Here is a 17514-nt window from a genome sequence, read left to right as displayed (position 1 = left end):
CGCATCGGGGAATCTCGAGATTCCGGGTTCGATGCTGGGCATCGCCCCGGAATGATGGAGTCACATCACGGTATTTCGTACACCACCATCTTGTCGGCGATGCCGCGCAGCGCCGCCTGTTTCTGAATCGGCTTGATCGCCTCTCGCTCGAGGATGGCGGCAACCGCCGGCGAATCGATCACCGGACCGGTGATGTGAATCTCCTGCGAGGTCGACAGGCTCTGCACCCGGGCGGCGATATTGACGGTCTGGCCGAAATAATCCTGCCGCTCGTTGAGCATGACGGCGAGGCACGGGCCTTCGTGAATGCCGATCTTGACGATGAGGTCCTCGGTGCCCCGCGCGACATTGAGTGCGTCCATCGCGGCGCGCATGCGCAAGCCGGCGACGATCGCATGTTCAGGCTTGATGAACGTTGCCATCACGGCATCGCCAATGGTTTTGACGACGGCGCCCTTTTCCGACGAAATAATTTCCAGCAGCGCGTGGAAATGCGCGCGCACCAGGTCAAACGCGGCGAGATCGCCGACCCGCTCGTACAGAGCGGTCGATCCCTTCAGATCGGTGAACAGGAAGGTCAACGACGTGATCTTGAGGCGTTGATCGACGCTGAGATTGTCGGCCTTGAACACGTCGCGGAAAGTCTGGTTCGACAGCATCCGCTTGGCCGTGAGAAACGGCTTCCGCTTGCCGATCAGATGATGCATCACATCGCCCGCGATAAAGACCGAAGGCAACGTCCGCACATCGGCCTGATTTTCAAGCGACAGCCGCAACGGGCCCGGACGCATCGTCCTGGTTCCACCGGTTGGCGTCGGGGTCTTGCTGTAGACCAGCGACAGCTGCTGACGCTCCTTGGTCGGCTCGCCCTGAACGTCGATAAACTCCGCCGAATGCGTCACCGGTTCGAACACGATGACGAATTCTTTCGGCAATTGCAGCGACAGCACCGCCTTCTCGCCCGCCGGCAGTTCGAGGGTATCCAGCGTCACCTCGTCGGCCAGCGTCGCGATATCGGCCTCATTGAAATCGATGCCCGAACTCCAGAACACCTGTTTGTAGTATTCCCAGACCGGCAGCGTATTGGGATCATGCGCGGCGATGCGCCGAACGCGCGGGCTGACGGTAAAGGCCACCTCGACCTGCTCGTCGACCGAGGCCTCATACCCGCAGGCGCAAAGACCACAATGGTAGTCATCCGGACGCAGCGATTTCAACGTGCTGTGGGCGCCGAGCACGCCGCCGCAACCGGGACACAATACGTTCCAGGTCAGGTCGAACAAGCCAAGCCGCGCGGCGTGCAGAAAGCCCGAAATCACCCGCTCTTCGTCAAGTCCATTGCGCTTCGCAAAATCCAGCACGTTGATGCGGTTGAGCTCATGATCCTGACCGTTCTCGACCGCAAGCCGGATCGCATCCGCCACCGCGGGATCGGCGGTCTGGTTGAGTATGGAAAATTGCGCTTTGACGTCACTCATGATCCCAGCCTAGTGCAGATTGGGCCCGCCTCCAAGGCAGGCCATGAAACAGCTCTAGCGCGGCGCGATGGCAAACAGCGGCGAGCGGTCCGGCTGCGTCGTCACCACGCCGACCGGCATCACCGGCGCCGTGTCGACCAAGCTGACACGAAACGCGCCGATCAACTTCGCCAGCGCCAGTACCGCCTCGACCAACGCGAAATGCGCGCCGACGCAGACACGCGCGCCGACGCCGAACGGCAGATAGGCGAAGCGATCGGGCGGCGTCGGCGTCATGAAGCGCGAGGGCACGAACGCGTTCGGGTCGCGCCAGAGTTTTTCGTGCCGGTGCAACAGCCACGGCGCGATCAGCACGACGTCCTTCTTCTTCACGGGCATGCCGGCGATCGTATCCGGCCCAGCGGCTGCGCGTATGATCAGGAACGCCGGCGGATAAAGCCGCATGGTTTCGTCGACCACTGCGCGGGTGAATTTCAGCCGCTCGATATCAACCGCCCCGTTTACGGTGGCGAGCGCACCATTGACGCTCGCGCCCCGCACCTCGGCCGCCACTTGCTCCTGGGTCGCGGGGTCGAGCGCCAGTAGATAGAGCGACCAGAACAGCGCGGTGGCAGTGGTCTCGTGGCCGGCGAGAATCATGGTCGCGATCTGGTCGCCGAGCTGCTCATCGGTGAAGGCCTCTCCGGTTTCCGGATCGCGCGCGGCGCCCATCAGGTCGAACAGGTCGCGCGGCGCGCCGTCGTGCTTGCCGGCGGCGCGGCGCTCGGCCATCAGCACGGCCACGAAAGCCGTCCAGCGCTTGCGGAAACGGGCGCGGGCGAAATCCTGCGGGCTCGGCCAGTTCAGCGGCAGCAGCAGGTCGAGGAAGTGCGGCTTGGCCAGCCGTTCGCCATACTCCATCACGAAATCGCGCAAGGCGGCGCCGTGACGGTCCATCCCGACCGAGAACATCGTGCGCCCGGCAATCTCCAGCGTCATCCGCTGCATCACCTGGCGCAGGTCCACCGGCGCGTCGCTGACGCCCCTGAGCTTGGCGATGGTATCGTCGGTCGCGGCCAGCATGTGCGGAACCAGCGTTGTCACCGCGCGCGGCGTAAACGCCGGCGCCAGCGTTCGGCGCTGGTGTTTCCATGCACGCCCCTCGGCGGTCAGCAATCCGTTGCCGACCAGCGGCCGCAGCACCCGGAAGCTGGCCGGCGTGCGGGTATAATTCTCGTAATTGTCGACCAGTACATGCCGGATGGCATCCGGCGTGTTGAGAATGAAGGTGCTGCGCCGGAAAAACCGGCCGCACACGATATCCTCTTCATAGGCGCGCTGGCCCCAGCTGCCGATCACGTTCTCGCGGATCGCCTTCATCCGCCCCAGCATGGTCATGTCGTCGGGCGCACGCGGCGGGCTCGGCGGCACCAGCGGGCGCGCGACCGGCATGTCGTAGGCTTCGGCGATGCTCATGGGCGCCACTTTCATAGCCGGATGAGCGAGGCGATATCCGGGATGGTGCCAAAGCCCCGCATATCGCTGCGCTCATGCGGGCTACGATCCAATCTATCTCTTCGATCCCGGCACTACAAAGGCGCCGGCACCACCAACAGCTAATAAGTCAGCTCGGCCACCGCAATCCGGTTTTCCGACGCCGGCCAGGCCCGCGCCACAATCCGCTCCTGGTTGAACAGCGCCACCACGGGGCGGCCGGCCTCCCCGGCCGGCAGTCGCAAGGTGGTGACCGAATCGGTCGGCACTCCCGGTTTGACGTCCTTGGGCTCCTTGCCGTCGAGCAGCACCACGTCGCGCGGCAGGCCGAAATAGCCCCGCGGCCGCGACATCAGCACCACCGCGCCGGCGCCGGCATCAGCCGACCCGAGCGGCCGCGCGGCGCGCAAATGCACGATGTCGGAGGAGCGCGGGAACGGCGAGCGGTAGAAATGCGTGATGGTGGAGTGCGGCGAGGTCAGCACGATTTCCAGATACCAGCTGGGATCGACCTGCGCCGGACCCCAGCGGCCGTCGGCGCCGGTCTGCGATGAATGAACCGGCCCGCCGATGCGCTCGCCGGTGTCGGCAGAGACGCGATAGATGTCCACCGACGCGCCGGATACCGGACGATTGGTCTGCACGCCGGTCGGCGTGCCCGTCACCAGCCCGCTCAGCTTGACCTGCGCTTGCGGCACGATGTCGAGACGCGACGGTTCGCGGCCGGCGATGAATTTGTAGATCTCGCGGAACGCGCGCGGATGGTAGGCGGTCTCGCGATGATCGAGGGCCCCCAGCACCAGATTGGTTGCGCCCTTCAGCGCCGGACCTTCTGCGGTCACACCGGTCGGCATGCCCGGCTTGCCGACGAAACGTCCGTCGGCTTGCGCAAACTTGTCGATGCCGTCGCTGCGCAGCGTGAGAAACGCCGTGCCATCCGTGACTTCGCTTTCGCCCTGGTTCAGGCCGCGCAGAAACGGCCCGCGGCCGTTGAACTCGCCGCCGAGGCCTTCGTCCCAGTCGTAGACGCCGTGGTTGGGAACGCCGCACAGCACGGCATGGCTGACATCGCCGCCGCCGCCGTTCTTGATGACGTTGCGGATCGAATTGCCGCCGCGCGAATTGCCGACCAACGCCACCCGCGGCGCGCCGGTGCGGCGCTTTAATTCCTTGATGGCGTCAGCGAGCTCGCGGCGCTGGTCCTCGGTCGAGGAACGGTTCGGCTGTTCCACCTTGTCGTCGCTGCGCGCCAGCGGATCGGTGAAATTGATTGCGAACATCCGTTCGTGCGGCACGCCGTTCGATTCCATCCGCCACAGCGAGGTGAGCCAGAGCGCCGCATGATCGCCATTGCCGTGCACAAACAGGATCGGCGGAACCTCCGCGGCGGCAGGCACGGCCGGCGCGGTCTGCGCCAAGGCCTCAAATCCAAAGGGGCCAGCCAGCAAAGGCAGCGCGCCGGCACTTTTCAGGATCGATCGCCGCGACAGGGTCATTTTGTATCCTCTCATTACTTTTCAATGCTTTAGCTGTGTCCTAGCACCCCCGATGACGGCGTAACTACTGGACAGGGCAGGGTTTTCGCAGGCATCACTTTAAAATCAAATGGAATCAAACCGGTGACAGAAGGCCAGGCGGAACGGACCATGACCGACCAGCCGAAGCGCTCGCGTTTTGCTACCGACAGCATTGCGGCGCCGCTGCGGCACGCGGTGTTCCGGCGGATCTGGCTCGCGAGCCTGGTCTCCAACCTCGGCCTGTTGATCCAGGGCGTCGGCGCGGCCTGGGCGATGACGCAGATGACGTCCTCGGCCGACAAGGTCGCGCTGGTGCAGACCGCGCTGATGCTCCCGATCATGTTGATATCGATGCCGGCCGGCGCCATCGCCGACATGCACGACCGGCGCATCGTGGCGCTGGTCTCGCTGTCGATCGCACTGGTCGGCGCCACCGCACTGACGGTGCTGGCGTGGTTCGACCTCGTCACGCCAAATGTGCTGCTGGCGCTGTGTTTTGTCGTCGGCAGCGGCATGGCGCTGTTCGGACCGGCCTGGCAGGCCTCGGTCAGCGAGCAGGTGCCGGCGGAGACGTTGCCGCAGGCAGTCGCGCTCAACGGCATCAGCTACAACATCGCACGAAGCTTTGGACCGGCGGTCGGCGGTATCGTGGTCGCGACCGCGGGTGCGGTCGCGGCGTTTGCGGTCAACGTCGTGCTGTATCTGCCGCTCATCGTCGTGCTGTTTTTGTGGAACCGGACTCATGAGCCGTCGCGGCTGCCGCGCGAGCGTCTCAACCGCGCCATGGTCTCCGGCGTGCGCTATATCGCCAACTCGCCGTCAATCCGCATCGTGCTGATACGCACATTGGTCACCGGCCTGATCGGCGGTTCGGTCTCGGCGCTGATGCCACTGGTCGCGCGCGATCTCTTGCATGGCGGCGCGCAAACCTACGGCATCATGTTGGGCGCCTTCGGCATGGGCGCCGTGATCGGGGCCCTCAATATCACCGAAGTGCGCAAGCGGCTGAGCGGCGAAGCGGCGGTGCGCGCCTGCGCGATCTCGATGGCTGGCGCGATTGCCGCGGTGGCGTTCAGCAAGAGCGCGGTGCTGACCGCAGCGGCCCTCGTGCTCGCCGGCGGGGTGTGGATGCTGGCGGTCGCCTTGTTCAACATCGGCGTGCAGCTCTCGGCGCCGCGCTGGGTCGCCGGCCGCTCGCTGGCGGCGTTCCAGGCCGCGATCGCCGGCGGCATCGCGGTCGGCAGCTGGGGCTGGGGGCACCTCACCGACTACGCCGGCGTCGAAGCCGCATTGCTGGTTTCCGCGGGCCTGATGCTGCTCTCGCCGATCCTCGGCATTTGGCTGCGGATGCCGCCGGTCGGCGCGCGCAACGAAGCCGCCACCGAAGTGCTGGCCGATCCCGAAGTGCGGCTGTCGCTGACCGGGCGCAGCGGCCCCTTGGTGGTCGAGATCGAATATCGCGTGGCGCAGGACAACGCCCGCCTGTTCCACAACGTGATGCAGGAAGTGCAGCTCAGCCGCCAGCGCAACGGCGCCTATGGCTGGTCGATCGCGCGCGACATCGCCGATCCCGAATTGTGGACCGAACGCTATCACTGTCCGACCTGGCTGGATTATCTGCGCCAGCGCAACCGCGCGACCCAATCCGAACGCGCGCTGCACCAGCGTGCAATCGACTTCCATCTCGGCCCCGAGCCGATCCGCGTGCGCCGCATGCTGGAGCGGCCATTCGGGTCGGTGCGCTGGAAGGAAGATACGCCCGATCGCGCGGCCAACGAGGTGTTGCCGGTCGCGACCGTGGCGGGGAGTAGTACGTAGGTCTCACCTTTCGTCATTCCGGGATGCGCCACTTGGCGCGGGCCCGGAATCCATACTCACGATCGTGGTTATGGAATCCGGGCTCATCGCTTCGCGATGCCCCGGAAAGACGACAGCGTAGATTACCGCCCGTGGGCCGCCAGCGTTTGCTGACAGGGCTTGCTGATGCGGGAGCGGTTCTGCTGCAGGCACGCCAGCACGATCTGGTCGCCGTCATTCATCTGGGCGCGGCAGAACCGCGAGACGTCGCGGGCGCAGGCGTCATGGCCCTGCTTCTGCTCCGCCGAAGCCGCCGATGTCATCAGAAGCAAGGGAATAACGAATAGAAATCTGGTCATCTTGGTTTGCCTTCACGCAGCAATGAACGCGGGTCCACGCCTTCTATCGCGTTTTCAGGCGAAAGCCAGCCCGGGACCCGATCTGGGTAGAAACGGTTTCGTGCGCGAAATCGGCGGCCGGGAAACCAAAAAAACGCCTGCGTCGGATCGACGCAAGCGCTTTTGGAGAGCCGAGGCGAATGGGATTATTGCGCGGCGACCTTGTTGGACCGCTGCGCGGCCAGATCGCGATCCATCACGGTACGGCAGCCGCTGGAAAGGCTGGCGCGCTTGCTGATCATGCAGGCGGTGATCTTCGGAATGTTCGGAATTTCAGAGCTGCAGAGACGGAACGCATCGCCCGAGCACATCGACTGGGCTTCGGCGCTGAAGGCATGGCTCGCGGTCGAGGTAGCGGCGGAAAGCGAGGCGGCAACGGCCAGCACGACGCTGACGTTGCGAACGGTGTTGATGAAGCAGGCGGTCATTTTCGGCTCCCATTGGCGCCGCGGATGCGGGGCCCGTTGTTGATGACCGACCATGCACCCCGCCCGTCGCCGCCGCTGTGACGTTCATCACACAGAGATAAGCCTCTAATTTTCTTGGGCTCCCGGCGCCGTGTTGGGGAGGCGTTAAGACCTTATTCGCATTAATGGCCCGTTGCGTGTGTGTCCCCTGCGTGATGTGGAAAGTTTAGCGATGCGTAATGCGTTAGGCCTGATGCTGGCCACTGTTGTTTCGGCGGTTGTGATCGCCGGTGTTTGGTTCTGGACGTCCTCGCCGCGTGCCGATGCGGCAGCCCCTCAAACTGTCGCCGCCCGCAAGGCCGAGCCGATGCCGGCCGCAGCGACCAAGCCGAAGGATGACGTCGAGGTCACGGCTGCGATTGCGAAGCCGGCCGCGCCGACACCGCCTCCGGCGCCCGTGGCTGCGAAAACGGTTTGCGCCAATCCGGATGCGCTCGGCGTCAGCCGTACCGTCATCATCGACACCACGGGTGGACCGGGTTTTGGCTTCCTGCAATACAAGCAATTCGATTTCCTCGCCGAGAAGGAGGTCGTGCTGACCTTCGACGACGGTCCGTGGCCGACCACGCCTGCGGTGCTCAAGGCGCTCGCCGACGAATGCACCAAGGCGGTTTTCTTTCCGGTCGGCAAGCACACGACCTATCATCCGGAAATCCTCCGCCAGGTTTTCGTAGCAGGCCACACCGTCGGCTCGCACACCTGGTCGCACGCGCATCTCGACAGCAAGAAGATGACGGAGGCGCAGGTCAAGGAGGAGATCGAGAAGGGCTTTAGCGCCGTGAAGATGGCGATCGGCGCTGCACCCGCGCCGTTCTTCCGCTTTCCCGGGCTCGGACACACCCAACCCGCGCTGACCTATCTCGGCACGCGAAACATCTCGATGTTCTCGGTCGACGTCGATTCCAACGACTTCAAATCGAGCGGTCCCGACCAGGTGATCCAGAACGTCATGACCAAGCTGGACAAGCAGGGCAAGGGCGTCGTCCTGATGCACGATCTGCAGAAGCACACGGCGACCGCCTTGCCGACGCTGCTGCGCCGCCTCAAGGCCGGCGGATACAAGGTCGTGCTGATGAAGGCCAAGGTGCAGCTCGAGACCCTGGCCGAGTATGATGCGATGCTGGTCAAGGACCTCAAGGTCCCGACAGTCGCCAGCCGTCCGATCGCCAGCGTGGTGCAGACGCTTCAGGAATAGGCACGCGCGGCGCCGACCTCAGTCAACAACAACAACGCGCCCCGGATACTTTCCGCGGGCGCGTTTTGCGTTGGCGCGTACCCCACGCCTCGCCGCAGCGGCGCGGCCGTAAAGAAAAAGCCCGTGAACGCGCCGTTTGGGGTTTTCCAGCGATGGCCGTGGCGGTAACAATTGGCCTCTGCGAGGACGCGCATGCTGTTGGCCACGACCGTATTCCTGACCGCGCTTGCTGTCCTGGTCGTCATTACCGCCGACTATGGCCGCAGGCATTTGAGTCATCCGGCCGGTCCGGCCACGGACGAGGATCCAGCGGTATCGCGATTGCCGTGGGTGAGGATCTTTCTGGTCGCCAGCGCGCTGTATTTTGCGCTGATGTATTGGGCGTCCGTGAGCTACAATCCGGCTTTCTCTCTCCACGATATCTCGGGCAGGTCGACCAAGAAGGAAATCCGGCGGCCGTTCATGCCGCTGCTCGACTCCAAAATCGCGGCGATCGCGCCCGACTATTTCTTCGGCGATGTCGCCGACGAGACGAAAGAGAACAAGACCCGTTCCGATGTCCTGCTCTACGAGGACGGCAAGTTGCTCGGCCCCGCACATACCTCCCTCTATGAAGTCGCGGTGCTGGGGATGGGAAGGTACGCGCACTGGAAAGGCAATTATTCGATCTTCGCCTTTTCTTCGAGCGACAATACCGATCCGAACACCAACGGCCGCACCTATTGGGCCGAACGTCCGCGCAGCAAATAACCCTGATCGCAGACTTTGGTTCGGCCGGCGCGGCGTTCCGGACATCGAAAACGCGCCCCGGATCGCTCCAGGGGCGCGTCCTGCTTTCTCGGATTACCAGTAGATGCCGTGCCGATGCAGCGCGTTGATGATGCGCCGTTCGGTCCAGTAGCGCGTCTTGCGGGGCTTGTCGTACCGCGGCCCATCGGCATACGACCGACGCTGGTCCGTGTATCGGGGTTCGTCCTTGTATTTCGGTTCGTCCCGATAGCGCGGTTCGTCTTTATACCGGGGCCCATCCTTGTATCCTGGCTCGTTGCGTTCGGGCTTGGGTTCGACGATCGCCGGACGCTCGACATATTTCGGCGCCTCGGTCCTCGGCGCGTCCGCCTTTGGCGCTTCGGCCGCTTGCGGGACTTCCGCAACGCGCGCGGCTTCGGCGGTCTGCGAATTTGTCGTGGCCTTGACGGCGGGTGCCGTGGTGGTCGCCTGCACGTCGCTGCCAGCCAGCGAAAGGCCTCTCTTATCCCCGGCCTGCGCGGCAGCAGACGCCAAAACGAACCCTGCGGTCAGAATGAATTTGCGCATGTTGTGTCTCCCGTTTTTGGTGGCGGGGAAACTAGGCGAGGGCCATGGATCGTTATGTGAGATAGGTCACGCAAACAGCGCGCCCCAACCACTACCGGCGCCGTGCTGCGCCGTCGGCCAATTCCAGCGGATCTTGCGCGGCCTCAAAACGCGGAATGAGGTCGGCGGGAAGTGCCACCAGCTTTGCGGCGCGGTTGATCGACGATCCAAAGACCGTCGCTGCCGCGATGTGTTTGGCGAGTTGCGTATAGTCGTTCCATATCAAATAGAACATCAGTGGCGGCTGCTCTCCATTCGCCAGCAATTGGCTGGCGCGTTCGCCGGCGCCGTCGGTCAGCCACCAGCGGTGCGCCAAGGTGACGACCTTTCTGAAATTGCGAATGGTGCCGGACTGCTTAGCTACCTCAACGCCGGACAATTTGGCGCAATGGGTCAGCCAGTTGAGACCGGCCAAAATGGCAATCGCAAAATCGGTCGTCGCAGTTCCGGTGAAATCGATCACGGTGTCGTCGTGAGGGCGCTGAAACAAGTAAGCGTTCATCATTTCGATCTGGCGGTCCGCGTTGGTCAGTAACTCGAATTGCGGGCTTGGCACCATCGTCAGATATCGCACCGCTTCCAGCCGGGTGTGATCCCAGACCGAGCGGACGTCGCCATCGATATCCGAAAGTGCCCGCTTGCAGGCCGGATAGATCAGCCTGCCGTTGTCGACATCGTCGATATAGCGGGGAACGCGGCTGCGCAGTTCTTCAAGGATGGCGTGCGGTCCGACAACGCGCGCCTTGTCGGCGGATTTCGGCGAAGGCCTGGTCGATTTCCACCAGTCAAACACGCCCTTGCCCTCTGGCCAGGCGAAGAAATCAGGAGCACAGCCAGATTATAGCTACCGCCATTGGCAAGCCCAAGACCAAAGCAACGGCAATTGTCGATGTGAATGCGGAAAGCAAATTTACCCCCAGTTGCACCTTGCCTGGTCCAGACATGGCTCCACTCCACGGTTGGGAAAGGCAAAAGCGTCACCGGGACAGCGGTAACGGCTTCTCGCCGCACACTCGTTTCCAGAAGGGACGCACGAATGCTGCGCCGACATGGTTAATGGAGGATTAATGGCGCAGCATTGGCGCGGAATATCCCGCTACGCGGCGATTGCTTCGCCCTGGCCGGTTTTGGTTTCTATGAAAGTGCTGGTGCCGCAAACAGGACTCGAACCTGTGACCCCGTCATTACGAATGACGTGCTCTACCAACTGAGCTATTGCGGCGGACCAGACGCAGCGTTCGGCAACCGGGCCGAAAACGCGTGCCACCTGATATCGGGCAGCGCCCGGCTTGGCAAGAAAAACGCGGCCCCCCGAACCTACTCCCCGCCCCAGCGTGACAAAAATCCCCGCCAGCCGCCGGCCTGGGCCTTGGGAGCGATTCGCTGGGCGAATTCGTCCGGAGGGCCGTCATCGTCGGTTCCCGGGTCATCCGGCGCCCGGACAATGGGAATCACGGCCGGGATCGGCGCCGGAACCGCCTTTGGAATGTCCTGGCGGGCGCGGAACAGCGGCGCGGCAACGGCCGGCGCGGGTTGTTGGGCTGGCGGCGCTGGCTCCGCAGCGGGGGCCGGTTCCGGCTCGACGGCCGGAGGCGGCGGCGCGTTGTCCTGGGCGGCTGCGGCTGCAGGTTCGGGCGGGGCAGCAGGCTCAGGCGCGGCACGAGCGGGCGGTTCCGCTGGCTTGCTTTCGACCAGAACTGGGGTCGGCGGTTCGAGCACGACGGCCCGGCGCGGCGTCGCCAACATCGCCTCTTCAAACGGCGAGGATTCGATGGCAGGGCCCTTGTCGGACGGCAAGGCCGCGACCGGCGTCTGCCACTGGAAGGCGTCAAGCCGGCCCGTGACCGGCGAGACCGGCCGCCAGCGGTCGCTGACATAGCCATCCGCGGTCCAGGCCGGATCATGCAGCGCGCGCACCGCGCGAAGGGTCCACGCCCGTGCGCGGCCGCTGTCGCCATGTTCGGTGCGCTCGATCTCCGCCATCAATAGCGCCACCCGCTGCGTCGGTGCGGCGACGAACGGCGCCAGCGCGTCGCGCGCCTTGGCAAATTCGGAGGCGTCGATCCCAGCGCGCGCGATCGCCAGCGCACCCTCGATGTGACCGGGCACTTTCGCTGCCAGCGTTTCGACCCGCACCAGCCGCTGGCGCGCGGAATCGCCGAGCTTCACATGGGCATAGGCATCGGCGAGGTCAGGATGCGGCTGCGCCAGCCATGCGGTTTCGACCAGGCGCATCGAACGCCGCACCTGATGCGCCTCGCTTTCGAATTTACTCGCGAGCACCGCGGCCGGCACCAGCGTCGGCGCCAGCTTGACCGCTTCCATCGCGCTCTCGCGCGCGAGGTCGCGATCGACCTTCTCCAGTTCGAGCGCGCGCGCCGTTAGCAGCACGCCGCGGTGACGGCGATAGGTCGCCTTGTCGATCAGCCCGGAGGATTGGTTGTTGTCGAGAATGCTGAGTGCGCCGTTCCAGTCGCCCTTGGCGCAGCAGAATCCGAGCACGGCATGCGACGCCCATGACGATGACGGCGAAAGTTTCAGCGCTTCCTCGGCGACCATCACGGCCGCAACGGGATCGTCGGCGCGCTGCGCCTCGATGAACAGGCCGCGCAGGCCGAGCAGCCGCGTATCTTCACGCTCGGCCATGGCGCGGAAGGCGCGCTGCGCGCCTTCGCGATCGCCATCGAGCTGCGCCGATTGCGCGTGTAGCAACAGCGCCAGCGGATCCTGCGCCGCATGGCGCCGCGCCACTTCGGCATGCGCGCGGGCGCTGGTCGAATCGCCGTGACCGATGGCCAGCAATCCCTGCGTAATGGCGTGCCGGCCGCGGGCCTGGCGCTTCTCGCGCCTGTTCTTGCGAAGCCGCGCCGGCGTGCGCCACAGACCGCGCAGGATCGCCCAGATCATCATGGCGGCGACCACGACAATACCGAGTCCCAGCACGAATACCGGCAGCGTGGTCGCGACCTTCAGATTGCCCGACGACAGCACGACCTCGCCGGTCTGCTCGGCAACCCAGGCCGCGCCCGCTGCACCGAGCGCGATCAACAGCAGAAACAGAATGATCCGGACCATCGAATTCCCTACTGCGCCGGTTTGGCCAACACGTTCATGGCGTCAGCTGCGAACTGACGGGAAGCCGACAGCGCCGCATCGCGCGCATCGGCCTTGTCGAGCCAGGCTTGCGCCGCCGCGCGATCGGCCGGCGTCAGCGCTTTCAATTCGCGCCGCGCTTCATTGACATCGTTGCGCAGCGCCGCCGCGGTCGCGCGCGCCACCACGGCACCGCGATCATTGCCGGTGGCGTCGGCGCGTTCGATGCGGACCAGCTTGGCGGCGCCCGCCTGCAGCCGCTCGACGATGCCCATGCCGGTCGTGGCGTTGTCCTGGGGCACCGCCGGCGACAATTTCGGCACCAGCGTCAGCAATTCGCTCGACAATTTGCCGGGGTTCGGCACGCCGGTTGCCGCGAATGGCTCGAGCGGCTTCAGGGCGTCGGCGTTGGGCGCCAGCGACTTCGCCGTGGTCAGCGCCGCCGGATAGGGATCGCCGGTTCGAACGAGGACATCGAGCAGAGCTGCCGCCACCACCCGGCGCAGCGGCAGATCGTCGGCAGGTTTTGCGTCGGCCGGCTTGGCGTCGGCAGTCTTGCTGACTTGCTGCGCGAACTCCGCGGCCTGTGCCCGCACGGCATTCTCAAGCTTCGCGATCTGTTCGTTGATCCCGGAGAGATCAGGGGCCGGCGTGCCGTCAGCGCGCGGGGCTGATTTCACCTCATTGACGGCGGAAGCAAGTTTTTCGTTCTGGGTGCGCGCGGTTGCAAGCTCGCCACGCAGCGCGGCGAGCGATTTTTCCAGCGTATCCATCCGCGCCAGGGAAGCGGGATCGGGCACGGCGGGCTTGCCGAGTTTGGCTTCGAGGCCGGCGACGCGGCCGGTGAGACCGTCGATCGCGGCGGCGTTGAGTTGCGCGGCGGGAGGCGCGGCCGCCGGCTGGACCGCGGGCCAACCCAGCATCCAGCCGACGCCGATCACAAGCGCGGCCGCCACCGCGCCGGAGACGGGCGCAACGATCCAGGGAGATACCGGCGCGGGTGCCGGCATCGGTTGCGACACAGGCTCCGCTGCGGCCGGCTCGCTCGCAGCTTCAGGCGCCGCGGCATCGGACGCCGCAGACTCGGGCGAAGGTTCGGGCGGCGCGGCATCGCTTGCTTTGGTTTCGCTGGTCACTTCGCTGGCCTCGAGGTCGATCGTCGGCGGCTCGCGCCTGGGCCGCTCCGATTCGGGCAGTGATCCCTGATTTTCGGGCTTGTCGTCGACCATCGCAGCGGTTCCCTTAACGGTGAGTTGCCCTGAACCTATCAGAATCGGGCCCACTTAGGCCAATCGGGTCCGCAAAGCACGGCTCAACGCCTCGAACAAGGCATTTTCATCAGGCTGAGCGGCCGAAGTCACCTGCGTCGCGCCGGCATCGCGGAGTACCGCTGCAACGGTAGCGGAAATGCAGCATTGGGGCAGCGCCAGCGCCGATATTTCGACGCCGCCCGACCGCGCCGCGTCCAGAAAGGCGCGCGCGCTGCGGCGTGAGTAATGCAACACCGCCTCGATCCGGTTCGCCACGAAAGCGTCGCATACCTCCCGCGGCAGGATGGACGCCGGGATCATCCGGTAGGTGGTGTGCGTCACGACGGTAAAACCCTTCTCGCCCAATTCGCCGGCGAGATCGCGCGCCAGATCGGCACCGGCCAGATAGAGCAGCGTGCTAGCCTTCTTCAGCTGCTTCGATTTCACAGCTCCCAGCACCAGACCGCGCAAGGCACCGGCGTCACCTCTGGCCGCAATGACCTCGCCAAAGCCTGCGTCACGGGCGGCGGAGGCGGTGTGTTCGCCGACCGCGAACAGCGGCAGTTGCAACAACCGGCTGCCGGCAAGATGAGGCGCGATAGCGCGTAGCGCATTGGCTGACGTGACGATGATGGCACCGTAACGGGCATCGGCATCGTCATGGAACGGGACCGCCTCGAACCGCAGCATCGGCGCCCGAAGCACCTCAAAACCCCTGGCGCGAAGGGCGGCAGCAGTCGCCTCGTCGTCCGGATGCGGGCGCGTGACGAGTACGGCCATGCCTCAGATCTCCAAAAATGTCTTGGCGCAAAATGGCTCGGCCTTAACCGGCGATTGCACCCAGAGACCTCGTAATGCTACCGGGTTACGGAAGCGTTGTTTTGACCGGTCGCGCAAGGGATCAAATTGGATAACGACACGCCGATGCTGGTGCTGGGTATCGAGACCACCTGCGACGAAACCGCGGCCGCGGTGATCGAGCGGGCGAGCGACGGCAGCGGCAGGATATTGTCCAACATTGTGCGCTCGCAGACCGACGAGCACGCCCGTTTCGGCGGCGTAGTTCCGGAGATCGCGGCGCGCGCCCATGTCGACCTGCTCGACGGCATCGTCGATGGCGCGATGAAGCAAGCCGGCATCGGCTTCGCCCAATTGTCCGCGGTCGCGGCCGCCGCGGGTCCGGGCCTGATCGGCGGGGTGATCGTCGGCCTCACCACGGCCAAGGCAATTGCGATGGTGCACGATACGCCGCTGATCGCGGTCAACCATCTCGAGGCCCATGCGCTGACGCCGCGGCTGACTTGCGCGCTGGCGTTTCCCTATTGCCTGTTTCTGGCCTCGGGCGGCCACACCCAGATCGTTGCGGTGGTCGGCGTCGGCAAATATGTCCGGCTCGGCACCACCGTCGACGACGCCATGGGCGAGGCGTTCGACAAGGTCGCAAAGATGTTGTCATTGCCCTATCCCGGCGGACCTGAGGTCGAGCGCGCGGCCGCCGGCGGCGATCCAAAGCGGTTTGCATTTCCGCGCCCGATGCTGGGGCGGCCGGATGCGAATTTCTCGCTGTCGGGACTGAAGACCGCGGTGCGCAACGAGGCCAGCCGGATGGCGCCGCTGGAGCCGCAGGACGTCAGCGATCTCTGCGCCAGCTTCCAGGCCGCGGTGCTGGAATCCACCGCCGACCGATTGAGCGTCGGTCTTCGGTTATTCTACGAGCAATTCGGGCCGCCCCGCGCGCTGGTCGCGGCCGGCGGCGTCGCCGCCAACCACGCGATCCGCGACGCCTTGCAGGATGTGGCGGCGAAGGCGCAGACCACGCTGATCATTCCGCCGCCGGCGCTCTGCACCGATAACGGCGCGATGATCGCATGGGCCGGCGCCGAGCGAATGGCGCTCGGGCTGACCGATACCATGGATGCGCCGCCCCGCGCGCGCTGGCTGCTCGACGCCAACGCCGCGGCGCCCGCGGGCTACGCCAACACCAGGGCGGGATTTTAGAAGATGTCGTCTGAAAACACCGTCGCGGTGATCGGCGCGGGCGCCTGGGGCACGGCGCTGGCGGCCGTCGCCGCGCGCGCGGGCCGCGATGTGACCCTCTATGCACGCAACGCCGAAAACGCCGCGCAAATGAAGATGGCGCATGCCAATCCGCGGCTGCCGGGCATGCGCCTCGACCAGCGCATCGAAATCACCAACCGGATCGCGGCCGCGGCCGGCGCCCGCATTATCCTGATCGCTACGCCCGCGCAGAATTTGCGCGAGGCAGCGACCGCGCTGGCTCCGCACCTGAAGAAGGCAACGCCGGTTATCGCCGCAGCCAAGGGCATCGAGCGCGGCACGCATAAATTCATGACGGAAGTGATCGCCGAGGCCGCGCCCGATGCGATACCGGCGATCCTGTCCGGGCCGAGCTTTGCCGACGACGTGGCGCGCGGGCTGCCGACCGCGGTGACGCTGGCGGCCAAGGACGAAGCGCTGGCAAGCGCGCTGGTGCAGGCACTCGGCTCCTCGACCTTCCGGCCCTACCACACCACGGACATTCGCGGCGTCGAGATCGGCGGCGCGGCGAAGAACGTGCTGGCGATCGCGGCCGGCATCGTGGAGGGGCGCAAGCTCGGCGCCTCGGCGTTGGCCGCCTTGACCACGCGCGGCTTCAGCGAGTTGGCGCGGCTCGGCCGCGCCTGCGGCGCGCGCGCCGAAACGCTGGCCGGGCTTTCCGGCCTGGGCGATCTGATCCTGAGCTGCTCAAGCCCGCAATCGCGCAATTTCGCGCTCGGCATCGCGCTCGGGCGCGGCGAGCAACCGGCGCGCGACAAGCTTGCCGAAGGCGCATTCACCGCGCCGGTGCTGACCGAACTGGCGGCTTCGCAAAATGTCGATATGCCGGTATCAAATGCGGTCGCGGCGATCCTGGCCGGCAAGGTGACGATCGACGCGGCGATCGAAGGCCTGCTGACGCGGCCGTTCAAGGCGGAGGAGTAGCGATGGCGTACTGGCTGGTGAAGTCCGAGCCCTCGGTGTGGTCGTGGGATATGCAGGTTGCGAAAGGCGCCAAGGGCGAAGCCTGGACCGGCGTGCGCAATTTCACCGCGCGGCAGAATCTCGTGGCGATGAAGAAGGGCGACCGCGCGTTCTTCTATCACTCCAACGAGGGCAAGGAGATCGTCGGCATCGCGGAGGTCATCAAGGAGGCCTATCCCGATCCGACCGACAAGACGGAAAAGTTCGTCTGCGTCGACATCAAGGCCGACAAGCCCTTGAAGACCCCGGTGACGATGGCGGCGATCAAGGCCGACAAGAAGCTGGCCGCGATGGCGCTGGTGAAATATTCGCGCCTATCGGTCCAGCCGGTCACCCCGGACGAATGGAAGATGGTCTGCAAGATGGGCGGGTTGTAGCGCCTCGCGGCGCCGGCGCGTTCGGACGGAACCCGCGGGTCCGTCACAAAATTGCGAAAACAACCCCATGCAAAGAAAGGGAACCCTCGATT

General features: G+C 65.3%; 17 protein-coding genes and 1 tRNA gene. 6 read left to right on the top strand and 12 right to left on the bottom strand.

Annotation, left to right across the window (positions count from 1 at the left end; all coding sequences use genetic code 11):
- Positions 1–65: 65 nt before the first annotated feature.
- The 3 genes from ACSQ84_RS25335 to ACSQ84_RS25325 all read right to left on the bottom strand — a co-directional run bounded on the left by ACSQ84_RS25335 (position 66) and on the right by ACSQ84_RS25325 (position 4447).
- Positions 66–1478 (bottom strand): adenylate/guanylate cyclase domain-containing protein, encoded by a 1413-nt coding sequence (locus ACSQ84_RS25335; protein ID WP_436214436.1) that lies wholly within the window; start codon positions 1476–1478, stop codon positions 66–68.
- Positions 1479–1532: 54 nt separating this feature from the next.
- Positions 1533–2933: a cytochrome P450 gene (locus ACSQ84_RS25330; RefSeq protein ID WP_436214435.1), complete on the bottom strand. Its 1401-nt coding sequence runs from the start codon at positions 2931–2933 to the stop codon at positions 1533–1535.
- 140 nt (positions 2934–3073) lie between these two features.
- A complete protein-coding gene (locus ACSQ84_RS25325; RefSeq protein ID WP_436214434.1) occupies positions 3074–4447 on the bottom strand; it encodes a hydrolase in 1374 nt (457 codons plus the stop codon).
- A gap of 150 nt (positions 4448–4597) precedes the next feature.
- Here ACSQ84_RS25325 and ACSQ84_RS25320 point away from each other — a divergent pair, with 150 nt between their 5' ends.
- Positions 4598–6286, top strand: coding sequence for an MFS transporter (locus ACSQ84_RS25320; protein ID WP_436214433.1), 1689 nt, complete (start codon positions 4598–4600; stop codon positions 6284–6286).
- A 122-nt stretch (positions 6287–6408) separates the two neighbouring features.
- On the opposite strand, the gene ACSQ84_RS25315 is transcribed toward ACSQ84_RS25320, so the two are convergent.
- Together ACSQ84_RS25315 and ACSQ84_RS25310 are read right to left on the bottom strand one after the other, a co-directional pair.
- Positions 6409–6624, bottom strand: a complete 216-nt coding sequence (locus ACSQ84_RS25315; RefSeq protein ID WP_436214432.1) for a hypothetical protein — start codon at positions 6622–6624, stop codon at positions 6409–6411.
- Between the two features lie 185 nt (positions 6625–6809).
- Positions 6810–7091, bottom strand: a complete 282-nt coding sequence (locus ACSQ84_RS25310; RefSeq protein ID WP_436214431.1) for a hypothetical protein — start codon at positions 7089–7091, stop codon at positions 6810–6812.
- Positions 7092–7302: 211 nt separating this feature from the next.
- On the opposite strand from ACSQ84_RS25310, the gene ACSQ84_RS25305 reads away from it, so the two are divergent.
- Positions 7303–8325 carry a polysaccharide deacetylase family protein gene (locus tag ACSQ84_RS25305; RefSeq protein ID WP_436214430.1) on the top strand — a complete coding sequence of 341 codons (1023 nt, stop codon included), beginning with the start codon at positions 7303–7305 and terminating at the stop codon, positions 8323–8325.
- On the opposite strand, the gene ACSQ84_RS25300 is transcribed toward ACSQ84_RS25305, so the two are convergent.
- A complete protein-coding gene (locus ACSQ84_RS25300) occupies positions 8316–8531 on the bottom strand; it encodes a hypothetical protein (protein WP_436214429.1) in 216 nt (71 codons plus the stop codon). The genes ACSQ84_RS25305 and ACSQ84_RS25300 overlap by 10 nt on opposite strands.
- Here ACSQ84_RS25300 and ACSQ84_RS25295 point away from each other — a divergent pair.
- Positions 8518–9075: a hypothetical protein gene (locus ACSQ84_RS25295; RefSeq protein ID WP_436214428.1), complete on the top strand. Its 558-nt coding sequence runs from the start codon at positions 8518–8520 to the stop codon at positions 9073–9075. The two genes, ACSQ84_RS25300 and ACSQ84_RS25295, sit on opposite strands and share 14 nt — an antisense overlap.
- A gap of 93 nt (positions 9076–9168) precedes the next feature.
- Here the strand turns inward: ACSQ84_RS25295 and ACSQ84_RS25290 are convergent, their stop codons facing one another.
- The 6 genes from ACSQ84_RS25290 to ACSQ84_RS25265 all read right to left on the bottom strand — a co-directional run bounded on the left by ACSQ84_RS25290 (position 9169) and on the right by ACSQ84_RS25265 (position 14804).
- The gene (locus ACSQ84_RS25290; protein ID WP_436214427.1) at positions 9169–9642 is read right to left on the bottom strand and encodes a hypothetical protein; all 474 of its coding nucleotides are present in this window, start codon (positions 9640–9642) and stop codon (positions 9169–9171) included.
- Between the two features lie 91 nt (positions 9643–9733).
- The gene (locus ACSQ84_RS25285) at positions 9734–10474 is read right to left on the bottom strand and encodes a hypothetical protein (protein WP_436214426.1); all 741 of its coding nucleotides are present in this window, start codon (positions 10472–10474) and stop codon (positions 9734–9736) included.
- A 353-nt stretch (positions 10475–10827) separates the two neighbouring features.
- Positions 10828–10903, bottom strand: a tRNA-Thr gene (locus tag ACSQ84_RS25280).
- Positions 10904–10998: 95 nt separating this feature from the next.
- Positions 10999–12756 (bottom strand): heme biosynthesis protein HemY, encoded by a 1758-nt coding sequence (locus tag ACSQ84_RS25275; protein WP_436214425.1) that lies wholly within the window; start codon positions 12754–12756, stop codon positions 10999–11001.
- A gap of 8 nt (positions 12757–12764) precedes the next feature.
- Entirely contained in the window at positions 12765–14003 is a 1239-nt protein-coding gene (locus ACSQ84_RS25270; RefSeq protein WP_436214424.1) for a COG4223 family protein, read from the bottom strand.
- Between the two features lie 54 nt (positions 14004–14057).
- The gene (locus tag ACSQ84_RS25265) at positions 14058–14804 is read right to left on the bottom strand and encodes a uroporphyrinogen-III synthase (RefSeq protein ID WP_436214423.1); all 747 of its coding nucleotides are present in this window, start codon (positions 14802–14804) and stop codon (positions 14058–14060) included.
- 144 nt (positions 14805–14948) lie between these two features.
- Between ACSQ84_RS25265 and tsaD the strand changes: the two genes are divergently transcribed.
- Genes tsaD through ACSQ84_RS25250 form a run of 3 tightly spaced genes read left to right on the top strand, consistent with a single transcriptional unit; the run spans position 14949 to position 17422 of the window.
- Entirely contained in the window at positions 14949–16022 is a 1074-nt protein-coding gene (gene tsaD, locus ACSQ84_RS25260) for a tRNA (adenosine(37)-N6)-threonylcarbamoyltransferase complex transferase subunit TsaD (protein ID WP_436214506.1), read from the top strand.
- Positions 16023–16025: 3 nt separating this feature from the next.
- A complete protein-coding gene (locus ACSQ84_RS25255) occupies positions 16026–17006 on the top strand; it encodes an NAD(P)H-dependent glycerol-3-phosphate dehydrogenase (RefSeq protein ID WP_436214422.1) in 981 nt (326 codons plus the stop codon).
- A 2-nt stretch (positions 17007–17008) separates the two neighbouring features.
- Positions 17009–17422, top strand: a complete 414-nt coding sequence (locus ACSQ84_RS25250; RefSeq protein WP_436214421.1) for an EVE domain-containing protein — start codon at positions 17009–17011, stop codon at positions 17420–17422.
- Positions 17423–17514 lie beyond the last annotated feature (92 nt).

The sequence above is a fragment of the Bradyrhizobium sp. LjRoot220 genome (assembly GCF_964252915.1).
In the GTDB taxonomy this organism is placed as follows: Bacteria; Pseudomonadota; Alphaproteobacteria; order Rhizobiales; family Xanthobacteraceae; genus Bradyrhizobium.
This window is presented reverse-complemented; position numbering and strand designations above follow the sequence as displayed.